General features: G+C 47.6%; 13 protein-coding genes. 12 read left to right on the forward strand and 1 reads right to left on the reverse strand.

Annotated elements, in window-relative coordinates; genetic code table 11:
• Window positions 1-134 precede the first annotated feature (134 nt).
• The 12 genes from DN730_RS10610 (at window position 135) to DN730_RS10665 (ending at window position 14,396) form a co-directional block, all read left to right on the forward strand.
• Complete coding sequence (locus tag DN730_RS10610; RefSeq protein WP_147290577.1) at window positions 135-2,372, forward strand: TonB-dependent receptor; 2,238 nt, start codon at window positions 135-137, stop codon at window positions 2,370-2,372.
• A 62-nt stretch (window positions 2,373-2,434) separates the two neighbouring features.
• Window positions 2,435-3,118 carry a Fe2+-dependent dioxygenase gene (locus DN730_RS10615; RefSeq protein ID WP_115468118.1) on the forward strand — a complete coding sequence of 228 codons (684 nt, stop codon included), beginning with the start codon at window positions 2,435-2,437 and terminating at the stop codon, window positions 3,116-3,118.
• Window positions 3,119-3,135: 17 nt separating this feature from the next.
• Complete coding sequence (locus DN730_RS10620; RefSeq protein WP_115468119.1) at window positions 3,136-4,230, forward strand: alpha-hydroxy acid oxidase; 1,095 nt, start codon at window positions 3,136-3,138, stop codon at window positions 4,228-4,230.
• A gap of 165 nt (window positions 4,231-4,395) precedes the next feature.
• The gene (locus tag DN730_RS10625; protein ID WP_115468120.1) at window positions 4,396-5,208 is read left to right on the forward strand and encodes a hypothetical protein; all 813 of its coding nucleotides are present in this window, start codon (window positions 4,396-4,398) and stop codon (window positions 5,206-5,208) included.
• An 8-nt stretch (window positions 5,209-5,216) separates the two neighbouring features.
• Window positions 5,217-5,687, forward strand: coding sequence for a GNAT family N-acetyltransferase (locus tag DN730_RS10630; protein ID WP_115468121.1), 471 nt, complete (start codon window positions 5,217-5,219; stop codon window positions 5,685-5,687).
• Between the two features lie 10 nt (window positions 5,688-5,697).
• Window positions 5,698-6,249 carry a DJ-1 family glyoxalase III gene (locus DN730_RS10635; RefSeq protein WP_115468122.1) on the forward strand — a complete coding sequence of 184 codons (552 nt, stop codon included), beginning with the start codon at window positions 5,698-5,700 and terminating at the stop codon, window positions 6,247-6,249.
• Between the two features lie 245 nt (window positions 6,250-6,494).
• Window positions 6,495-7,625 carry a glutamine-hydrolyzing carbamoyl-phosphate synthase small subunit gene (gene carA / locus DN730_RS10640; protein ID WP_115468123.1) on the forward strand — a complete coding sequence of 377 codons (1,131 nt, stop codon included), beginning with the start codon at window positions 6,495-6,497 and terminating at the stop codon, window positions 7,623-7,625.
• Between the two features lie 17 nt (window positions 7,626-7,642).
• Entirely contained in the window at window positions 7,643-10,861 is a 3,219-nt protein-coding gene (gene carB, locus DN730_RS10645) for a carbamoyl-phosphate synthase large subunit (protein WP_115468124.1), read from the forward strand.
• Window positions 10,861-11,337, forward strand: a complete 477-nt coding sequence (gene greA, locus DN730_RS10650) for a transcription elongation factor GreA (protein ID WP_115468125.1) — start codon at window positions 10,861-10,863, stop codon at window positions 11,335-11,337. The genes carB and greA overlap by 1 nt, the downstream gene beginning before the upstream one ends.
• 152 nt (window positions 11,338-11,489) lie before the next feature.
• Window positions 11,490-12,794 carry an Lcl C-terminal domain-containing protein gene (locus DN730_RS10655; RefSeq protein ID WP_115468126.1) on the forward strand — a complete coding sequence of 435 codons (1,305 nt, stop codon included), beginning with the start codon at window positions 11,490-11,492 and terminating at the stop codon, window positions 12,792-12,794.
• A complete protein-coding gene (locus DN730_RS10660) occupies window positions 12,787-13,389 on the forward strand; it encodes an Lcl C-terminal domain-containing protein (protein ID WP_115468127.1) in 603 nt (200 codons plus the stop codon). Before DN730_RS10655 ends, DN730_RS10660 begins: the two co-directional genes overlap by 8 nt.
• 278 nt (window positions 13,390-13,667) lie before the next feature.
• The gene (locus tag DN730_RS10665) at window positions 13,668-14,396 is read left to right on the forward strand and encodes an SDR family oxidoreductase (protein ID WP_115468128.1); all 729 of its coding nucleotides are present in this window, start codon (window positions 13,668-13,670) and stop codon (window positions 14,394-14,396) included.
• Between the two features lie 139 nt (window positions 14,397-14,535).
• Here DN730_RS10665 and pgi read toward each other — a convergent pair whose 3' ends face one another.
• The gene (gene pgi, locus DN730_RS10670) at window positions 14,536-16,182 is read right to left on the reverse strand and encodes a glucose-6-phosphate isomerase (protein ID WP_115468129.1); all 1,647 of its coding nucleotides are present in this window, start codon (window positions 16,180-16,182) and stop codon (window positions 14,536-14,538) included.
• Between the last annotated feature and the right edge of the window lie 5 nt (window positions 16,183-16,187).

Consider the following 16,187-nt stretch of genomic DNA (forward strand, 5'->3'; position numbering starts at 1 on the left):
GTTAAGCAGTTTTGCAGTTACAAGATTTAAAATACTTTGCAAATAATATTGACAATTGTTCTCATTTGCAAATATTCTCTGCTCCCGTTGAATATGATTCTCATTTAAAATTTGGAAAATTCGGGAGTGTTTTTGTGTCCAGTTCGGTATTCATGAATGAAAAGCGCGTGACTGAAAGGTCTCATCTCAAGCGAACGGCGTTAGCTGTTGCGGTGTCCAGTGTGTTGTCGGGAATGGCTTACGCCGAAGAAAGTGCCATTACGTTCGATACGATTATGGTCGAAAGTGAAGAGTTAGAGCCTGATGCGAACCCTTACGCAGAACCCGATGCTCCTTACAAAGCCAATCGTATGTCGGACATTAAGTACACGCGAGATATTGCGGACACACCTAAAACCATCACGGTGCTCACCAAAGACTCGATTGAAGAGTCAGGTAAGACTGATTTAGAAACCATCTTGAGCGCACAACCTGGCATTACGTTAGGGACGGGCGAAGGGGGGAACTCATTTGGTGATCGCTACATTATTCGTGGGTACGAGGCGCGAAGCGATGTGTACACGGATGGTTTACGGGAGCCGGGTTTAATTACTCGAGAAACCTTTGCTCTAGAACAAGTAGAGATATCAAAAGGTCCCAGCTCGACGTTTGGTGGACGAGGAACGACCGGCGGTGCGGTTAACTCAGTCACTAAAAAAGCCTCCTACAATGATGACTTCACCAATCTGAGCGGCACGCTAGGGACGGATAACAAACAACGCTACACCTTAGATACGAATAAAGTAGTAAGTGATGAGCTTGCCGTGCGTTTTAATGCTTTGTACTCCGAGGCTGATATCCCAAACCGCGCGCCAGCAGGAACTCAGCGTGAAGGGTTCTTGGTGTCTGGGACTTATGAGCCAACCCTTGATGTACAGATTACAGCCGATTACTACTACTTTCGAGCAGATGATCGAGAAGATGTAGGGGATGCCATAAACCGTAATACAGGGGAAATTACTGAGCGTGATTACCTTGGTCAAAAAGGTTTGGATTTTAAAAAGACCGCAGCGGACGTGGCGACGGTAACGGTAGACGCGTATTTGACGGACGCTCTGCGCCTACAAAACAAAACCCGATACGGTGTGACAAAAAACGATTATATCGTGTCCAATCATCATTCACGTTTTGCCAACGAACACCGCACATTTACCGGATGGCAAGAAAACGAATATATCGGGAACCAAACGAATCTGCTTTGGGACGGCGATTTGTTTGGTAAGCGTCACAGTATTGTGACAGGCATTGAGTACGCCAATGAAGATGTGACGGCTGGTAGTTACAATGTGAATACTACCAATTCCTATACCCTTACCCCCACCAATACGGATAACAACTTATGGCAAGGCTCCTACTCACGCAGTGCGGCGTCCCGAACGCTCACCTTGGAAACCGTCTCTGCATTCTTAACGGACACGGTTACCTTGAACGAGGAGTGGGAGGTCAGTGGCGGGGCTCGCTACGATCATTTTGATTACGATTTGTTTGTACCTGCCTATACTAGCCGAGGGCAAAGTTACCCAGACACTCGTTATCAGTTTAGTGATGGTTTCTGGAATGGTCAGCTAGGTGTGGTTTATTCCCCTTGGGAGCACGGTAATCTTTATGCGTCTTGGTCAACGTCTTCTAATATCAATGGCGGCGAATCGGACGCGGGGACAAATTGTGGCTATGGAGGTGTATGTGTCGATTCAAGTGGGCAATACGCCAATGCCGATCCCGAGCAATCTACAAACTATGAAATCGGAACCAAGTGGCAATTGATGGATCATCAATTGCTGTTGACAGCGGCGTTGTTCCAAGTAACGAAAGATCATGTCATCGAAGGCGCGTCCAACTCTTATCAAACGACTGGATCCTTAAATACTGGTAAAAACCGAGTTCAAGGTTTGGAGCTAGGGTTAGCGGGTAATGTTACCGAGCGTCTAAGCGGTCAAGTGGGTGTCGCTGTCATGTCTTCTGAAACACTAAAGTCTTATGACGCGGCGAATGTCGGAAAGCCAAAGGCAAACTTCGCAGAAAATAGTCTCTATGCACAGACGAAGTACCAATTTACCGATCACTTTGCTTTGGGTGGTGCTGTCACCTACTCAAGTGAAATTTACGGTGGTCAGCCTGACGCAGGTACGAGTGAAGACAGCAACATAAAGCTGCCTTCGTACACAGTGTACGATGTGTTTGCTGCCTACCAAGTGTCGGACAATTTTGATTTGCAAGCCAATATTCAAAATGTGACGGATGAAAAATATTACACGGCGGTGTACCGAGGTGGCGATATTATGTACATCGGTGATGGTCGTTCCGCGAGTGTGACAGCAAATTATCAATTCTAAACCGATTGTGGGTAAACGGTCGTCATCGCTGGATGACGGCCAATTTATTTGGATGGAGTGTTATGGTTATTACCATTCCTAAGGTATTGAATGAGCATGAGGTTCAGCAATACCAAAAACATCTGCGGCAAGCAGCTTGGCAATCAGGGCAAGCGACAGCGGGTAGCCAAGCGGGGCAAGTGAAACAGAACTGGCAGCTTGATCAACACAGTGAGCTGGCACAGCAGCTCGGGGATCATATTTTGCAAGTGTTGTCCCAAACACCTGAGTTTGTCTCCAGCGCGCTTCCGTTAAAAATCTATCCTCCGATGTTCAACCGCTATCAAGATGGGGCGCACTACGGTTGGCATGTGGATAATGCCATTCGATTACTGCCCAACTCTCCGAGCCGTTTGAGAACGGACCTTTCTGCTACCTTGTTTCTTAATCATGCTGACGAATACGAAGGGGGCGAGCTGGTCATTCAAGGGCATCATGGCGAGCAAACAGTGAAACTCAATGCGGGAGATTTGGTAGTTTATCCATCGACCAGTTTGCATCAGGTGACACCTGTGACAAGGGGGCAACGGTTGGCCAGTTTCTTCTGGATTGAAAGCATGATTATGGATCACGAGATGCGCTCGGTGTTGTTTGATTTAGACCAGTCGGTGCAAAAGCTGACACAAGCCCAAGGTGCAAATTCGCCAGACGTGTTGACGCTGAGTGGTATTTACCACCGATTGTTGCGTTTGCACGCAACCACTTAACGTTAAATGAGGCGGTTATGACACACAATCCTATTTCTGAAGACATAGTCAGTGTTTCGGACTATGAAATTGCAGCGCGGCAGGTGCTGCCTCACGCAATCTTTGAGTACGTTTATGGGGGTGGGGCAGATGAAGTGACATTGGAACGCAATCGCCGTGCGGTGGAGGAGATTCATCTATTACCACGAGTATTGCGTGATGTTTCTAATGGGACGACGCATACGTGCATATTGGGCAAGACGTGGCGTAGTCCACTGATGCTAGCGCCCGTTGCTTTTCAAAAAATGGCGCACCCGTTAGGCGAGGTGGCGACGGCTCAAGCGGCGAGTGCAATGGAGACGGGGATGATGGTCAGTACGCTAGCGTCGGTCACGATTGAAAACATCAGTGATCAATTGTCTTCACCCAAGTGGTTTCAGCTCTATTGGCAGTTAGATCGAGCATTTAATTTGGCTCTGATTCAGCGCGCAGAAGCCGCGGGTTATGAAGCCATTGTATTGACCGTTGACTCCGCGATTCACGGGATTCGCAATCGTGCGCAGCGTGCCAAATTTGCGTTACCCGAAGGGATTGAGGCTGTGAATTTACGTGATCGCCCTGAGTTACCACAACAGGTATTTACTCCTGATCAAAGCATTGTATTTCAAGGGATGATGAGCGAAGCACCTAATTGGCAGGATGTTGAGTGGTTGATCTCACACACCGATTTGCCCGTTATTATAAAAGGGATATTGCACCCCGATGATGCGATGAAAGCGAAATCCTTGGGAGCCCAAGGGGTCGTCGTATCGAATCATGGCGGGCGCACATTAGATTGTGTTCCCAGTGCTTTTGAACTGGTCGGAGGTGTACGGCAAGCGGTGGGCGATGACTTCTGTATACTTCTGGATGGGGCGGTGCAGCGTGGTACCGATGTCTTTAAAGCGCTGGCTCTGGGCGCGGATGCAGTATTGGTTGGACGGCCACAGTTCTATGCCTTAGCGGTGGCTGGTGCAGCAGGGGTTGCCCATATGTTGAGAATATTACGTGAAGAATTAGAGGTAGCAATGGCACTAACAGGCGTTGCACAGGTTCAGGATATAACCTCCACATATCTATATCGGCCCACCTAAGCATTAGGTTGGATACTTGTGACATGTACACATTGGGTTTTGTGTCGCCTGAATGTTGGTAACAAAACATCGATTTATTTGCTATTGATCGTACTTTGTTTGGCGCGCGTTGTGGCAAGTGGGTATAATTTGAGTTTGAACTCTCCCATTTAGGATGCTCCTCTCGTGCCTCGTGAACTTTCTTTCTCACAGTCTTTGCAAACGGATTACCTGAAGCAATTGGGGGTAGTGAGTTGGTTTGCAGGCAGTGAGCCCGTGACGGGGGTCGTACATCGCACTCCACAGCCTTGGTCACGAGCGGATGGACAGGCTTCCCCTGTCGAGACACCGCTTAAATATGATGTTGGAGGGTTTGCTCCGGCGAAAGAGCCGGTCCCACCGAAACCAGTAGCGCCAGAGCAAAAGGACGCGTCCGTTGCCAACTTGCGTCAGCAGTTGAATGCAGCGCCCGATGTCATTGTTGAGGATTTGCAGCCCATCGAAGAGCAATCGGTGGATATTGATCCAGTCGAAGAGATCGTTACTACAGGGCTGCCTGCACGTGTTCACATGGCGAGTTACAGGCTGGCTGATGAACTTTTGCTGCTGACTGACTTGCCATTATCTTTTAATGACGACGACGCACTAGATAAGTTGGCGTTAAATTTAGGCAAGGCGCTACTAAAAAAAGACATCGACCAGTGGCAAAAAGCTACCTTTATTTGGCCAGGTAAATTGCGTAACCGTTATTTGTTAAATCGCCAAGATTGGATCTTAGGTGCGTTTGAACAGTTCATTGTTAATCAGGTAGCGGCCCAGCCACCACGTTGGGTAATTGTCGCTGGGGAGCAGGGGGCTCAATTTATCGACGCATTGCCTAGTCGTCACGCACTAAAAGGTCTGCCTTGCGCTCGTGTGGATAGTTTACCGCAGATGCTGCGTGTCCCTGAGCTACGAAAAGATGCGTGGCGTATTATGCAATCCGTTTTTGGGCGCTGATACTCATTATGACAGACTTCTTTTCTACTTACCGAATTCGGCCAGCAGTTCTTTCAGACGGAGATGCTATTGCGGCACTTGATCAAAGCGCAAATCCAAACCCTTGGGCGGAGTCGCATGTATATGATGCACTCACGACTCGACAAAATTGGGTGGTTGAAACACTTCTAGACAGACAGATTGTCGGTTGGCTGACAGCGTCCAACGTAGTGGATCAAGCAGAATTAGAGTTAATTGTGACGCATACGAATCATCGACGTAAGGGGCTTGCGAAGCGTCTTATGAGCACTTGGTTGGCGTGGTGTGCTGAACAGCTTATTGCCGAAAGCTTGCTTGAAGTGCGCGCCTCCAATGAAAGTGCGATCGCGTTATATCTCGGGTGCGGATTTGTCAAAGTGGGACAACGAAAAAATTATTATTCTGTCATAGGTGGCGGGCAAGAAGATGCCTGCTTGATGACTCGACATTTTAGCGATTAGGAGGCCAACGATGGCAAATGTATTGGTGCCGATTGCGCAAGGTAGTGAAGACATAGAAACCGTGACAATCATTGATGTGTTGCGCCGCGGTGGTGTTGACGTGACGGTGGCAAGTATTCACGACGACACTATGATTCGTGCGGCGCGTGGCTGTCGAATTGAAGCGGATGTGTTGTTAACAGATGTCACAGAGCAGATGTATGATGCGATCGTACTGCCTGGCGGACTTGCTGGGGCCGAAGCAATGGGCAACTGCAAACCTTTGATAGATATGCTTGAGCGACATGATATTCAAGACGCATTACTGGCTGCGATTTGTGCGGCTCCCGCGTATGTGCTAGGTCCTCACGGCTTCGTGGTTGATAAGCAAGCAACCTGCTACCCAGGATTAGAAGAGGGTCTAACGGGGGCTGAATATATGGCTGATCAACCTATCGTCATGGATGGCAATATCTTAACGGGGCAGGGGCCTGCTATGGCGATGGCTTTTTCGCTAACTGTGCTGGCGAATCTAGTGGGGTACGATGCGACGCAACAGGTAGCCGACGGGTTATTGTGTTAATTGGTTGATCTTGTCTAGTTGGTCAGATAAAAAGCGCTGCAAACATGCGATCTTTACCGATTGGTGGGCTGTTTATAGTGGACGGTTTGGCGATATAAGAGTAAAATTGATCAGATTTTTAGTCGTGGCTGAGCAAAGCAAGCAGTCATTAGCGACGACATCAGCAAAATTTTAAGAAAGCGAGGTGGGCCACGAGTTTACCTCGCTTTTTTGCAACCTAAAATAGGCTTTAACGGGAGGTTCCTTTGGCAACATCAGCGATTCTTGCTCTGGAAGACGGCACTATATTCAGAGGAGTGTCGATCGGGGCAGATGGCTCCTCAACCGCAGAGGTTGTGTTCAACACCTCTATGACCGGTTATCAAGAAATTCTTACCGACCCTTCCTATGCTCGACAAATGGTCACTCTGACCTACCCACACATTGGTAACACAGGCGTTAACGCTGAAGACGAAGAGTCTAACCAAGTTTGGTGTTCGGGTCTGATCATTCGTGATTTACCTCTACGTTCTAGCAGCTGGCGTCAACAAGAGACGCTGGATGGTTACCTAAAACGTAAAGGTGTAGTAGGTATTGCGGACATTGATACGCGTAAATTAACACGTATCTTGCGTGAGAAAGGTGCTCAAGCTGGCTGCATTATGGCTGGCGATAACATCAACGAAGAGGAAGCTGTTGCTCAAGCGAAAGCTTTCCCTGGTTTGAAAGGCATGGATTTAGCCAAAGAAGTAACGACCGATAAATCTTACGAGTGGACAGAGTCCACTTGGGATCTTGTAAACGGTCACACGACACCCACAGAATTCCCATTTCACGTTGTGGCATATGATTTTGGTGTGAAAACGAACATTTTGCGTATGCTGGTTGAGCGTGGTTGCCGCTTGACAGTGGTTCCTGCGAAAACACCTGCGAGCGACGTGTTAGCACTGAATCCAGACGGTGTGTTCTTATCGAACGGTCCGGGTGACCCAGAGCCATGTGATTACGCAATCAATGCGATTAAAGACATCCTAGAAACTGAAATTCCCGTTTTCGGTATTTGTCTAGGACACCAGTTGCTTGCGTTAGCAAGTGGCGCTCAAACCGTGAAAATGAAGTTTGGTCACCATGGTGCTAACCACCCAGTGCAAGACATCAAATCTGGTCGTGTGATGATTACCAGCCAGAACCACGGTTTCGCAGTCGATGAAGCGACGTTGCCAGCGAATCTTGAAGCGACTCACAAATCTTTGTTCGACAGTTCTCTTCAAGGGATTGCGCGTACTGATAAAAAAGCGTTCAGCTTCCAAGGACACCCAGAAGCGAGCCCTGGTCCCCACGATGTGGCACCACTGTTTGATCAGTTCATTGACAACATCAAAGCAACGAAAGCCTGAGCGAGAACGAGAAAACTATGCCAAAACGTACTGACATAAAAAGCGTCTTAATCTTGGGTGCTGGCCCGATTGTCATCGGTCAGGCCTGTGAATTTGACTACTCAGGTGCACAAGCCTGTAAAGCCCTTCGTGAAGAAGGTTTTCGAGTCATCCTAGTGAACTCGAACCCTGCGACCATCATGACAGACCCTGTTATGGCGGATGCGACCTACATCGAGCCTATTGAATGGCAAACGGTTGAGAAAATCATCGAAAAAGAGCGTCCTGATGCGGTTCTTCCGACAATGGGTGGTCAAACAGCATTGAACTGTGCGCTGGATCTTGAGCGTCACGGTGTCTTAGAGAAATACAATGTTGAGATGATTGGTGCGACAGCGGATGCGATTGATAAAGCAGAAGATCGTCACCGTTTTGATGAAGCAATGAAAGCCATTGGTCTTGAATGTCCGCGTGCTGGTATTGCTCACAATATGGATGAAGCGCTTGGTGTACTCAACGAAGTGGGCTTCCCATGTATCATTCGTCCATCTTTCACCATGGGTGGTACCGGTGGTGGTATTGCGTACAATATGGAAGAGTTCGATGAAATCTGTACACGTGGATTGGATCTATCGCCAACCAACGAACTTCTCATCGACGAATCGTTGATCGGTTGGAAAGAGTACGAGATGGAAGTTGTTCGTGACAAAAACGACAACTGTATCATCGTCTGTGCCATCGAAAACTTTGATGCCATGGGTGTGCACACGGGTGACTCGATCACAGTGGCGCCGGCTCAAACGTTGACAGACAAAGAATACCAAATCATGCGTAACGCTTCGTTAGCGGTATTGCGTGAGATCGGTGTGGAAACCGGTGGTTCGAACGTACAGTTCGGCATGGATCCTAAAACGGGGCGTCTTGTTGTCATCGAGATGAACCCTCGTGTATCGCGTTCTTCTGCACTGGCGTCTAAAGCAACAGGTTTCCCAATTGCTAAGATTGCGGCGAAATTGGCGATCGGTTACACCCTTGATGAACTACAAAACGATATCACTGGTGGCCTAACACCAGCGAGTTTCGAGCCATCAATCGACTACGTTGTTACGAAAATCCCTCGTTTCACATTCGAAAAATTCCCAACCGCAAATGATCGTCTGACAACGCAGATGAAGTCTGTGGGTGAGGTGATGGCAATCGGCCGTACGTTCCAAGAGTCTATGCAAAAAGCATTGCGTGGTCTTGAAACAGGCTCTGATGGCTTTAATCCTCAGCTTGATCTTGAAGATGAAGCGAGTAAAGAGTTGCTTCAACGCGAGTTGAAAGCGCCGGGGGCAGATCGAATTTGGTACATCGGTGATGCGTTCCGAGCGGGCATGACAGTTGAAGAAATTTACGAAGTAACAGGTGTTGATCCGTGGTTCCTTGTTCAGATCGAAGATTTGATCAAAGAAGAACAAGCATTGAAAGTAACGGGTCTTGCAGAACTTGATTACGATTACATGCGTCGCTTAAAGCGCAAAGGTTTCTCTGATGCACGCCTAGCGTCACTGCTTAATGTCACTGAGAAGTCTCTACGTGAGCGTCGTTACCTAGTTAACGTCCATCCTGTGTACAAGCGTGTTGATACTTGTGCGGCAGAATTCGCATCCAACACGGCTTACATGTACTCAACGTACGAAGACGAGTGTGAAGCGGCTCCAACGGATAAAGAGAAAATCATTATTCTTGGTGGCGGTCCAAACCGTATCGGTCAAGGTATCGAGTTTGACTACTGCTGTGTGCATGCAGCGCTAGGTTTACGTGAAGACGGGTTTGAAACCATCATGGTGAACTGTAACCCTGAAACGGTTTCAACGGATTACGACACATCTGATCGTCTGTATTTTGAGCCGGTGACACTTGAGGACGTCCTTGAAATCGTTCGCAAAGAGAAGCCTACAGGCGTTATCGTACAATTCGGTGGTCAAACACCACTTAAGATTGCGCGCGCGTTGCAAAACGAAGGTGTGCCAATTATCGGTACTACGCCAGAAGCGATCGACCGTGCAGAAGACCGTGAACGTTTCCAAAGCATGATTCAGCGTTTAGGTTACAAGCAGCCTAAAAACGCAACGGTACGTTCGACTGAGCAAGCCATCGTAAAAGCTGCTGAAATCGGCTATCCACTGGTTGTACGTCCTTCATACGTACTAGGTGGTCGTGCCATGGAAATCGTTTACAACGAGAAAGAATTGACTCGTTACATGACGTCTGCGGTAAAAGTGTCTAACGACAGCCCTGTTTTGCTGGATCATTTCTTGAACTCAGCGATTGAGATCGATATTGACTGTATCTCTGATGGTGAGCAAGTTGTGATTGGCGGCATCATGCAGCACATTGAGCAAGCGGGCGTTCACTCTGGTGATTCCGCGTGTTCTTTACCTCCATATTCATTGCCTGCGGAGGTTCAAGATGACATCCGTGCTATGATTAAGAATATGGCGCTTGAATTAGGTGTCATTGGTCTGATGAATACCCAGCTTGCAGTGCAAGATGGCGAGATCTACGTGATCGAGGTAAACCCTCGTGCGTCACGTACAGTACCTTTCGTATCGAAATGTATAGGTCGTTCTTTAGCACAAGTGGCTGCACTGGTCATGGCGGGTAAATCACTGGCTGAGTTGGGCTTCACTGAAGAGATTATTCCTGACTACTACAGCGTGAAAGAAGCCGTCTTCCCGTTCAACAAGTTCCAAGGTGTTGACCCAATACTTGGCCCTGAGATGAAGTCTACAGGGGAAGTGATGGGCGTTGGCGATACCTTTGCTGAGGCCTTTGGTAAAGCTGTGTTGGGTGGTGGTACGGTATTGCCAACCTCTGGTAATGCATTTATCTCTGTTCGCGACCAAGACAAAGCAGGCGCTGTTGATGTGGCCAAGCGCTTAGTTGGCCTAGGCTTTAAACTGATTGCAACAGGTGGTACAGCTAAATACCTAGCAGAACACGATGTTGAAGTTAAGAAAGTCAACAAGGTAAATGAAGGCCGCCCACATATTGTTGATATGTTGAAAAATGGCGATATCAGCTACATTATTAATACAACTTCTGGCACTCAAGCCATTGCGGACTCTTCCGTTATTCGTCGTACTGCATTGCAAGGTAAGGTGTGTTACACCACGACCTTGACGGGCGCAGAAGCGACTAGCCTTGCAATTAGCAGCCAAGGTGAAGAGATTAAAGTCAGAAGACTACAAGATTTGCATACGGGGAAATAATGAAAAAAGTACCTATGACAGTGGAAGGCGAAGCGCGTTTACGTGAAGAGCTAAACCACCTGAAATCTGTTGTGCGCCCTCGAGTCATTGCATCCATTGCAGAGGCTCGTGAGCACGGCGACTTGAAAGAAAACGCAGAGTATCATGCCGCTCGTGAGGAGCAAGGGTTCTGCGAAGGTCGTATTAAAGAAATTGAAGGCAAGCTTTCTGATGCACAAGTGATCGATGTGAAGAGCATTGGTCACACTGGTAAAGTGATCTTTGGTACAACCGTGACGCTATTTAATGTCGACACAGAAGAAACCGTGACCTATAAAATTGTAGGTGACGATGAATCCGATGTGAAAGCAAAGAAAATTTCTTATGCGTCACCCATTGCGAAAGCAATCATCGGGAAAATGGAAGGTGACGAAGTTGCCATTAAAATTCCAGCCGGTGAAGTGGTATATGAGATCGAAAAAGTAGAGCATTTGTAAGAGCTCAGCTTTCAAAGAAAACTGAAAAACGCCAAGAGGGGAACTTCTTGGCGTTTTTTTTGTTTAGATAATAGGTCAAGAATTTGTCAAATAGGCCGATAGCGTTAACAATTACTTCTATTATATTCATACTTTTAAATAGACGGCTCGTCATGCTACGACTGATTGTTCCTACACTCTTTGCTTTGGCACTTGCAGGATGCGGTGTTCCAGAAGACCCATTGGAAGGGCAATCTACGACAGGCTCTCCCAGTGGTGCTGACTCAGGTGGTGGTTCCAGCTCGGGTGGTGGGTCAGGTTCTTCGTTCGTGGTGGATTCATCGCTGAGTTCACCTGTGTCTTTACTTGCCGTAGCAGGCGACACCCAAGCATTGCTCAAATGGAATACTACGCCTAATGCTGTTTCGTACGCGATTTATATGTCTGAATCGTCAGCTATTACACAGAGTACGGACCTATCTACCATTACTTTGCTGGCGGATAATATAACGGAAAATAGCTACATCATTCCCGCAGGCACATTGACCAATGATACGACCTATTACTTCGCAGTAGTGGCCAAAACAGCGACAACGGTCAGTGCCGCTGCCTCATCCTCAAGCGTCAGCTCTTTGAGTCCAGTTAAAACGGTTATACCAACGGCGAATGGACGTGATCTATCGGCCTTTACATCCATTAAGGCGCTGAATGATACAGGCACAACCTATGCAATTAGTACGTCTAACCATGAAACGGGTTGTAGTACCGGAGATTTAGTGCCGACTCAGCAAGACTGCGCATACGGACGTGATGCGGATACGATAGCGGGTGCAAGTGATGATGGAGTGGCTGGCTTTAGCTTTACGAAAATTAGCAGTGATGGCAAATTTTTGACAGATGACTCTTTAGATTGGGACTGCGTACTAGACGATGTCACCGGTTTGATGTGGGAGGTTAAAAAAGGAGCAGATGGCCTACATGGTAATGGCGTGAGTTCCGGGTTGCATGACTCTGACGATCAATTTACTTGGTACGATCCCACCTTAAATTCAAAGTATCAAGGACTCGCAGATGCGTCGACGATTCCTGGTTCTGCTTCGGATACGTGCTTTGGGTTCACTGCTGGGAGTGCCTTGTGTAATACAGCCGCCTTTATCAGTCGGGTTAACGCTGCGGCGTTGTGCGGTTTTAGTGACTGGCGACTACCTCTGACACATGAATTGCTGAGTATTGTATATCAAGGTCGCTCTTTTGCTCGAGGGACTCATATCGCGTTGGATACGGATTATTTCCCCATATCGGGAAGTTCTTTGCCAAACGAGTATTGGACGGGCTCAACCTATTATGACGGCGACAATTATGCATGGGCGATTTATCTAAAAGATGCAGTATCGAGTGGTCAAAACCTAGGTGTGCTACAAGGTGTTTCAAAGAATTCTGTGAAAGGTGTGATGTTGGTACGGAGAGCATATGATTAAGTCAATGACACTGTTCGCCGCTTTTTCTTGTATTAGTTGGGGGGTATCAGCGAGCTGTGATACCAGTTCTTTGTCGCCCATCGTTGCCACGACCCCAACAGAGAATTTCATCATTGATACTTCTGCAGAAGTCGTTACAGATAAAACCACGGGACTAATGTGGAAGATGTGTATGGAAGGTATGTCTGGTTCGGATTGCCGAACTGGGTCTGGGACTCAGGCCACTTATCTGGCCGCGCTGCAATCTGTTGCGACGCTCAACTCAGGAGCGGGTTTTGCAGGATTTACCGATTGGCGTTTGCCAAACCTAAAAGAACTGAGAACGATTGTTGAGGAAAAATGTTCGCGTCCTGCACTGAATCAAGAGGTCTTTCCCCCAGAAAAAGATATTAACAACCCAAATGGCTCAGCGAGTCAAAACATCATTTCAGATGCCATTTTGTTCACCAGCACTCCCACCTCTTACTTTGATCTCCAAGATATCGATGTATGGGTTGTCGATTTCTCGGACGGTAGTTTTAAGAAAAAAACGGTAGGTGGTGAGTCTGGTTCAGATGAATTGGCGTATTACCGCCTTGTGCGAGACGCTCGATAGATTAAGGGCAACGTTCGACACCCCCTAAACCCTAGGTAGGTCGGGCTTTAGCCCGATATAAAGCTGTCGCAATAAATTACGACCTACAAAACGTCAATGCACCTGTCGCAATAAATTACGACCTACAAAACGTCAATGCACCTGTCGCAATACATTACGACCTACAAAATACATGAGCGCAGAAAAGCATAGATTTTCGCCAAAATAGTACCGTGTCTGACTCGGCTAACATTGGATAATGACGATATCTATCTAAAAAGAACGATAATGAGGTCGCTATGTCAGGAAAGCTAGAGGGAAAGTTTGCAGCCATTACCGGTGCCGCATCGGGTATTGGTTGGGCAAGTGCTAAGGCGATGTTAGACGAAGGTGCAACGGTTGTTTTGGTCGATCGTGATGCTGATGCTTTGGCGCGTGTGTGTGCTGAATATGATAGGGCTCAACCATTAGAAGTCGACCTGCTTGATACTCAAGCATGTAAAAATCTTGTGCCGCAAATTCTGTCACTGACAGACGGGACTTTGGATATTTTTCATGCTAATGCTGGCTTATACGTAGGGGGAGATTTGGTGGATGCGGACCCTGATGCAATTGATCGTATGTTGCAGCTTAACGTGAATGTGGTGATGAAAAACGTTCGTGATGTCGTCAGGTATATGGCGCCTCGAAAAACCGGAGATATCTTAGTTACCAGCTCTCTGGCTGCGCACTTTCCAACGCCTTGGGAGCCTGTTTATGCGTCGTCAAAATGGGCAATTGATTGTTTTGTGCAAACGACACGCCGGCAAATCTTTAAAGATGGCTTGCGTATCGGATCTGTTTCACCTGGGCCTGTCGTAACCTCGCTACTGTCTGACTGGCCAGAAGATAAATTAGCGGAGGCAAAAGCGTCTGGGAGTTTGGTCGAAGCGGAAGAGATCGCGGAAATACTTCTTTTTATGCTGACACGTCCTCGTGGAATGACCATCCGCGATGTTGTTGTGATGCCGACGAATTTTGATTTGTAAGCTATGTATCGTGATCCATCATGATCCACATCTAGCTAATCTAAACACGCGGCAAGTCGGGTTTTGGTCCGACAGATGCCGTATAAAAAAACACCAGCCTAGACTGGTGTTTTTTTAGCGGTCGATGGTACTCAGAGCGTTAAGCTTGAGCGTTTTTAAATGCGCTGATCAGAGCTTGAGTGGATGCATCTAAAGAGCGGTTATCAGTATCGCTAACCAAGCGGTGGTAAATATCTGTACCCAGAACTTTGCCCAGTTCAACGCCCCATTGGTCAAATGAGTTGATGCCCCAAATAGTGCCCTGAACAAAGGTACGGTGCTCGTAAAGAGCGATTAGCGATCCGGTAGTGAAAGGCGTCAATTGCTCTGTTAGCAATGTATTGCTTGGTCGATTGCCTTGGATGACTTTGTGCGGTGCAATAGCTTCCACATCAGTCTCATTTGCACCCGCAGATCTTAGCTCTTCTTTGGCTTGCTCCAGGCTTTTTCCCACCATTAGGGCTTGTGCTTGGCTAACGCAGTTAGCAAATAGCTGAGCATGATGATCGGCTACCGGATTATGAGTCTTAAGCGGCGCAATAAAATCAACTGGAACCAGACGAGTGCCTTGATGCAGTAACTGGTGGTAAGCGTGCTGTCCATTGGTGCCAGCTCCTCCCCAAATGATGGGGCCAGTATCCGTCTCAACGCCTGAGCCATCCAATAGATTTGTTTTACCGTTACTTTCCATGTCTAGCTGCTGAATATGAGCGGGCATGGCACGGAGGTAATGGTCGTATGGGATCAGTGCGTGACTTTGAGCATTGTGAAAGTTGCTGTACCAAACGCCGAGCGCGCCCATGATAACCGGAAGGTTTTCGTTGAATGGCGCTGTGCGGAAGTGCTCATCCATTGCGTGTGCACCATCAAGTAGCTCGTAAAAGTTGTCCATGCCGACGGCAACAGCGATCGGGAGACCAATTGCGGACCACAGTGAGTAGCGGCCACCGACCCAGTCCCACATAGGGAAGATATTCTCTTCAGCCATGCCAAACGCTACGGCTTTCTCGACGTTTGAGCTTACGGCAGCAAAGTGCTTTTTAATGTCTGCATCGGGCACCCCTTGCTCAATACACCAAGCCCGAGCAGCATTGGCGTTATACAGAGTCTCAAGGGTACCGAAAGATTTGGATGAGACGATAAATACGGTGGTCTCAGCATTAAGTAGCTTTAGCTTTTCGGTAATGTCCGAGCCATCAATGTTAGCGACAAAGTGAACCTTAATAGCATTTTGCTTGTAAGGAGTGAGCGCTTCTGTCACCACTTTTGGGCCAAGATAAGAGCCGCCGATACCGATGGATACGACATCTGTAATGTTTTTATTCGTGTAGCCTTTCCATGCACCAGAATGCAATTGTTCAACGAATGTTTCCATTTGGCTTATGGTGCTGCGCACTTCATCCAGTACATTAACACCATCAACCATTAGGCTGTCTTGCGCTTTGCTGGCACGCAATGCGACATGGAGTACCGAACGATCCTCGGTATTGTTAATGTGATCGCCGTTGAACATGCCTTGAATAGCATCTGACATGCCTGCTTGTTCAACGAGCTGTAACAGTAGATTCATGGTGTCGTTGGTAGCTCGGTTTTTTGAGTAATCCAAGGACCATCCAGCAGCACTTGCTTTGAACGACTCAGCCCGATTTTGATCATTGGCAAACAAGTCTGTCATTTTGGTGTTAGACATTTCTTGTTGATGCTGAGCGAGTGCTTTCCAAGCAGGTAATTGCGTTGGTGAACTCATGACAA

It is taken from the genome of Marinomonas piezotolerans, from assembly GCF_003362755.1.
Taxonomy (GTDB): Bacteria; Pseudomonadota; Gammaproteobacteria; order Pseudomonadales; family Marinomonadaceae; genus Marinomonas; species Marinomonas piezotolerans.

Coding starts and splice junctions, on each gene's coding strand:
- carB (WP_115468124.1), top strand. CDS start 7,643: ATGCCAAAACGTACTGACATAAAAAGCGTCTTAATCTTGGGTGCTGGC.
- DN730_RS10635 (WP_115468122.1), top strand. CDS start 5,698: ATGGCAAATGTATTGGTGCCGATTGCGCAAGGTAGTGAAGACATAGAA.
- DN730_RS10660 (WP_115468127.1), top strand. CDS start 12,787: ATGATTAAGTCAATGACACTGTTCGCCGCTTTTTCTTGTATTAGTTGG.
- pgi (WP_115468129.1), bottom strand. CDS start 16,182: ATGAGTTCACCAACGCAATTACCTGCTTGGAAAGCACTCGCTCAGCAT.
- DN730_RS10665 (WP_115468128.1), top strand. CDS start 13,668: ATGTCAGGAAAGCTAGAGGGAAAGTTTGCAGCCATTACCGGTGCCGCA.
- DN730_RS10655 (WP_115468126.1), top strand. CDS start 11,490: ATGCTACGACTGATTGTTCCTACACTCTTTGCTTTGGCACTTGCAGGA.
- DN730_RS10620 (WP_115468119.1), top strand. CDS start 3,136: ATGACACACAATCCTATTTCTGAAGACATAGTCAGTGTTTCGGACTAT.
- DN730_RS10615 (WP_115468118.1), top strand. CDS start 2,435: ATGGTTATTACCATTCCTAAGGTATTGAATGAGCATGAGGTTCAGCAA.
- greA (WP_115468125.1), top strand. CDS start 10,861: ATGAAAAAAGTACCTATGACAGTGGAAGGCGAAGCGCGTTTACGTGAA.
- DN730_RS10630 (WP_115468121.1), top strand. CDS start 5,217: ATGACAGACTTCTTTTCTACTTACCGAATTCGGCCAGCAGTTCTTTCA.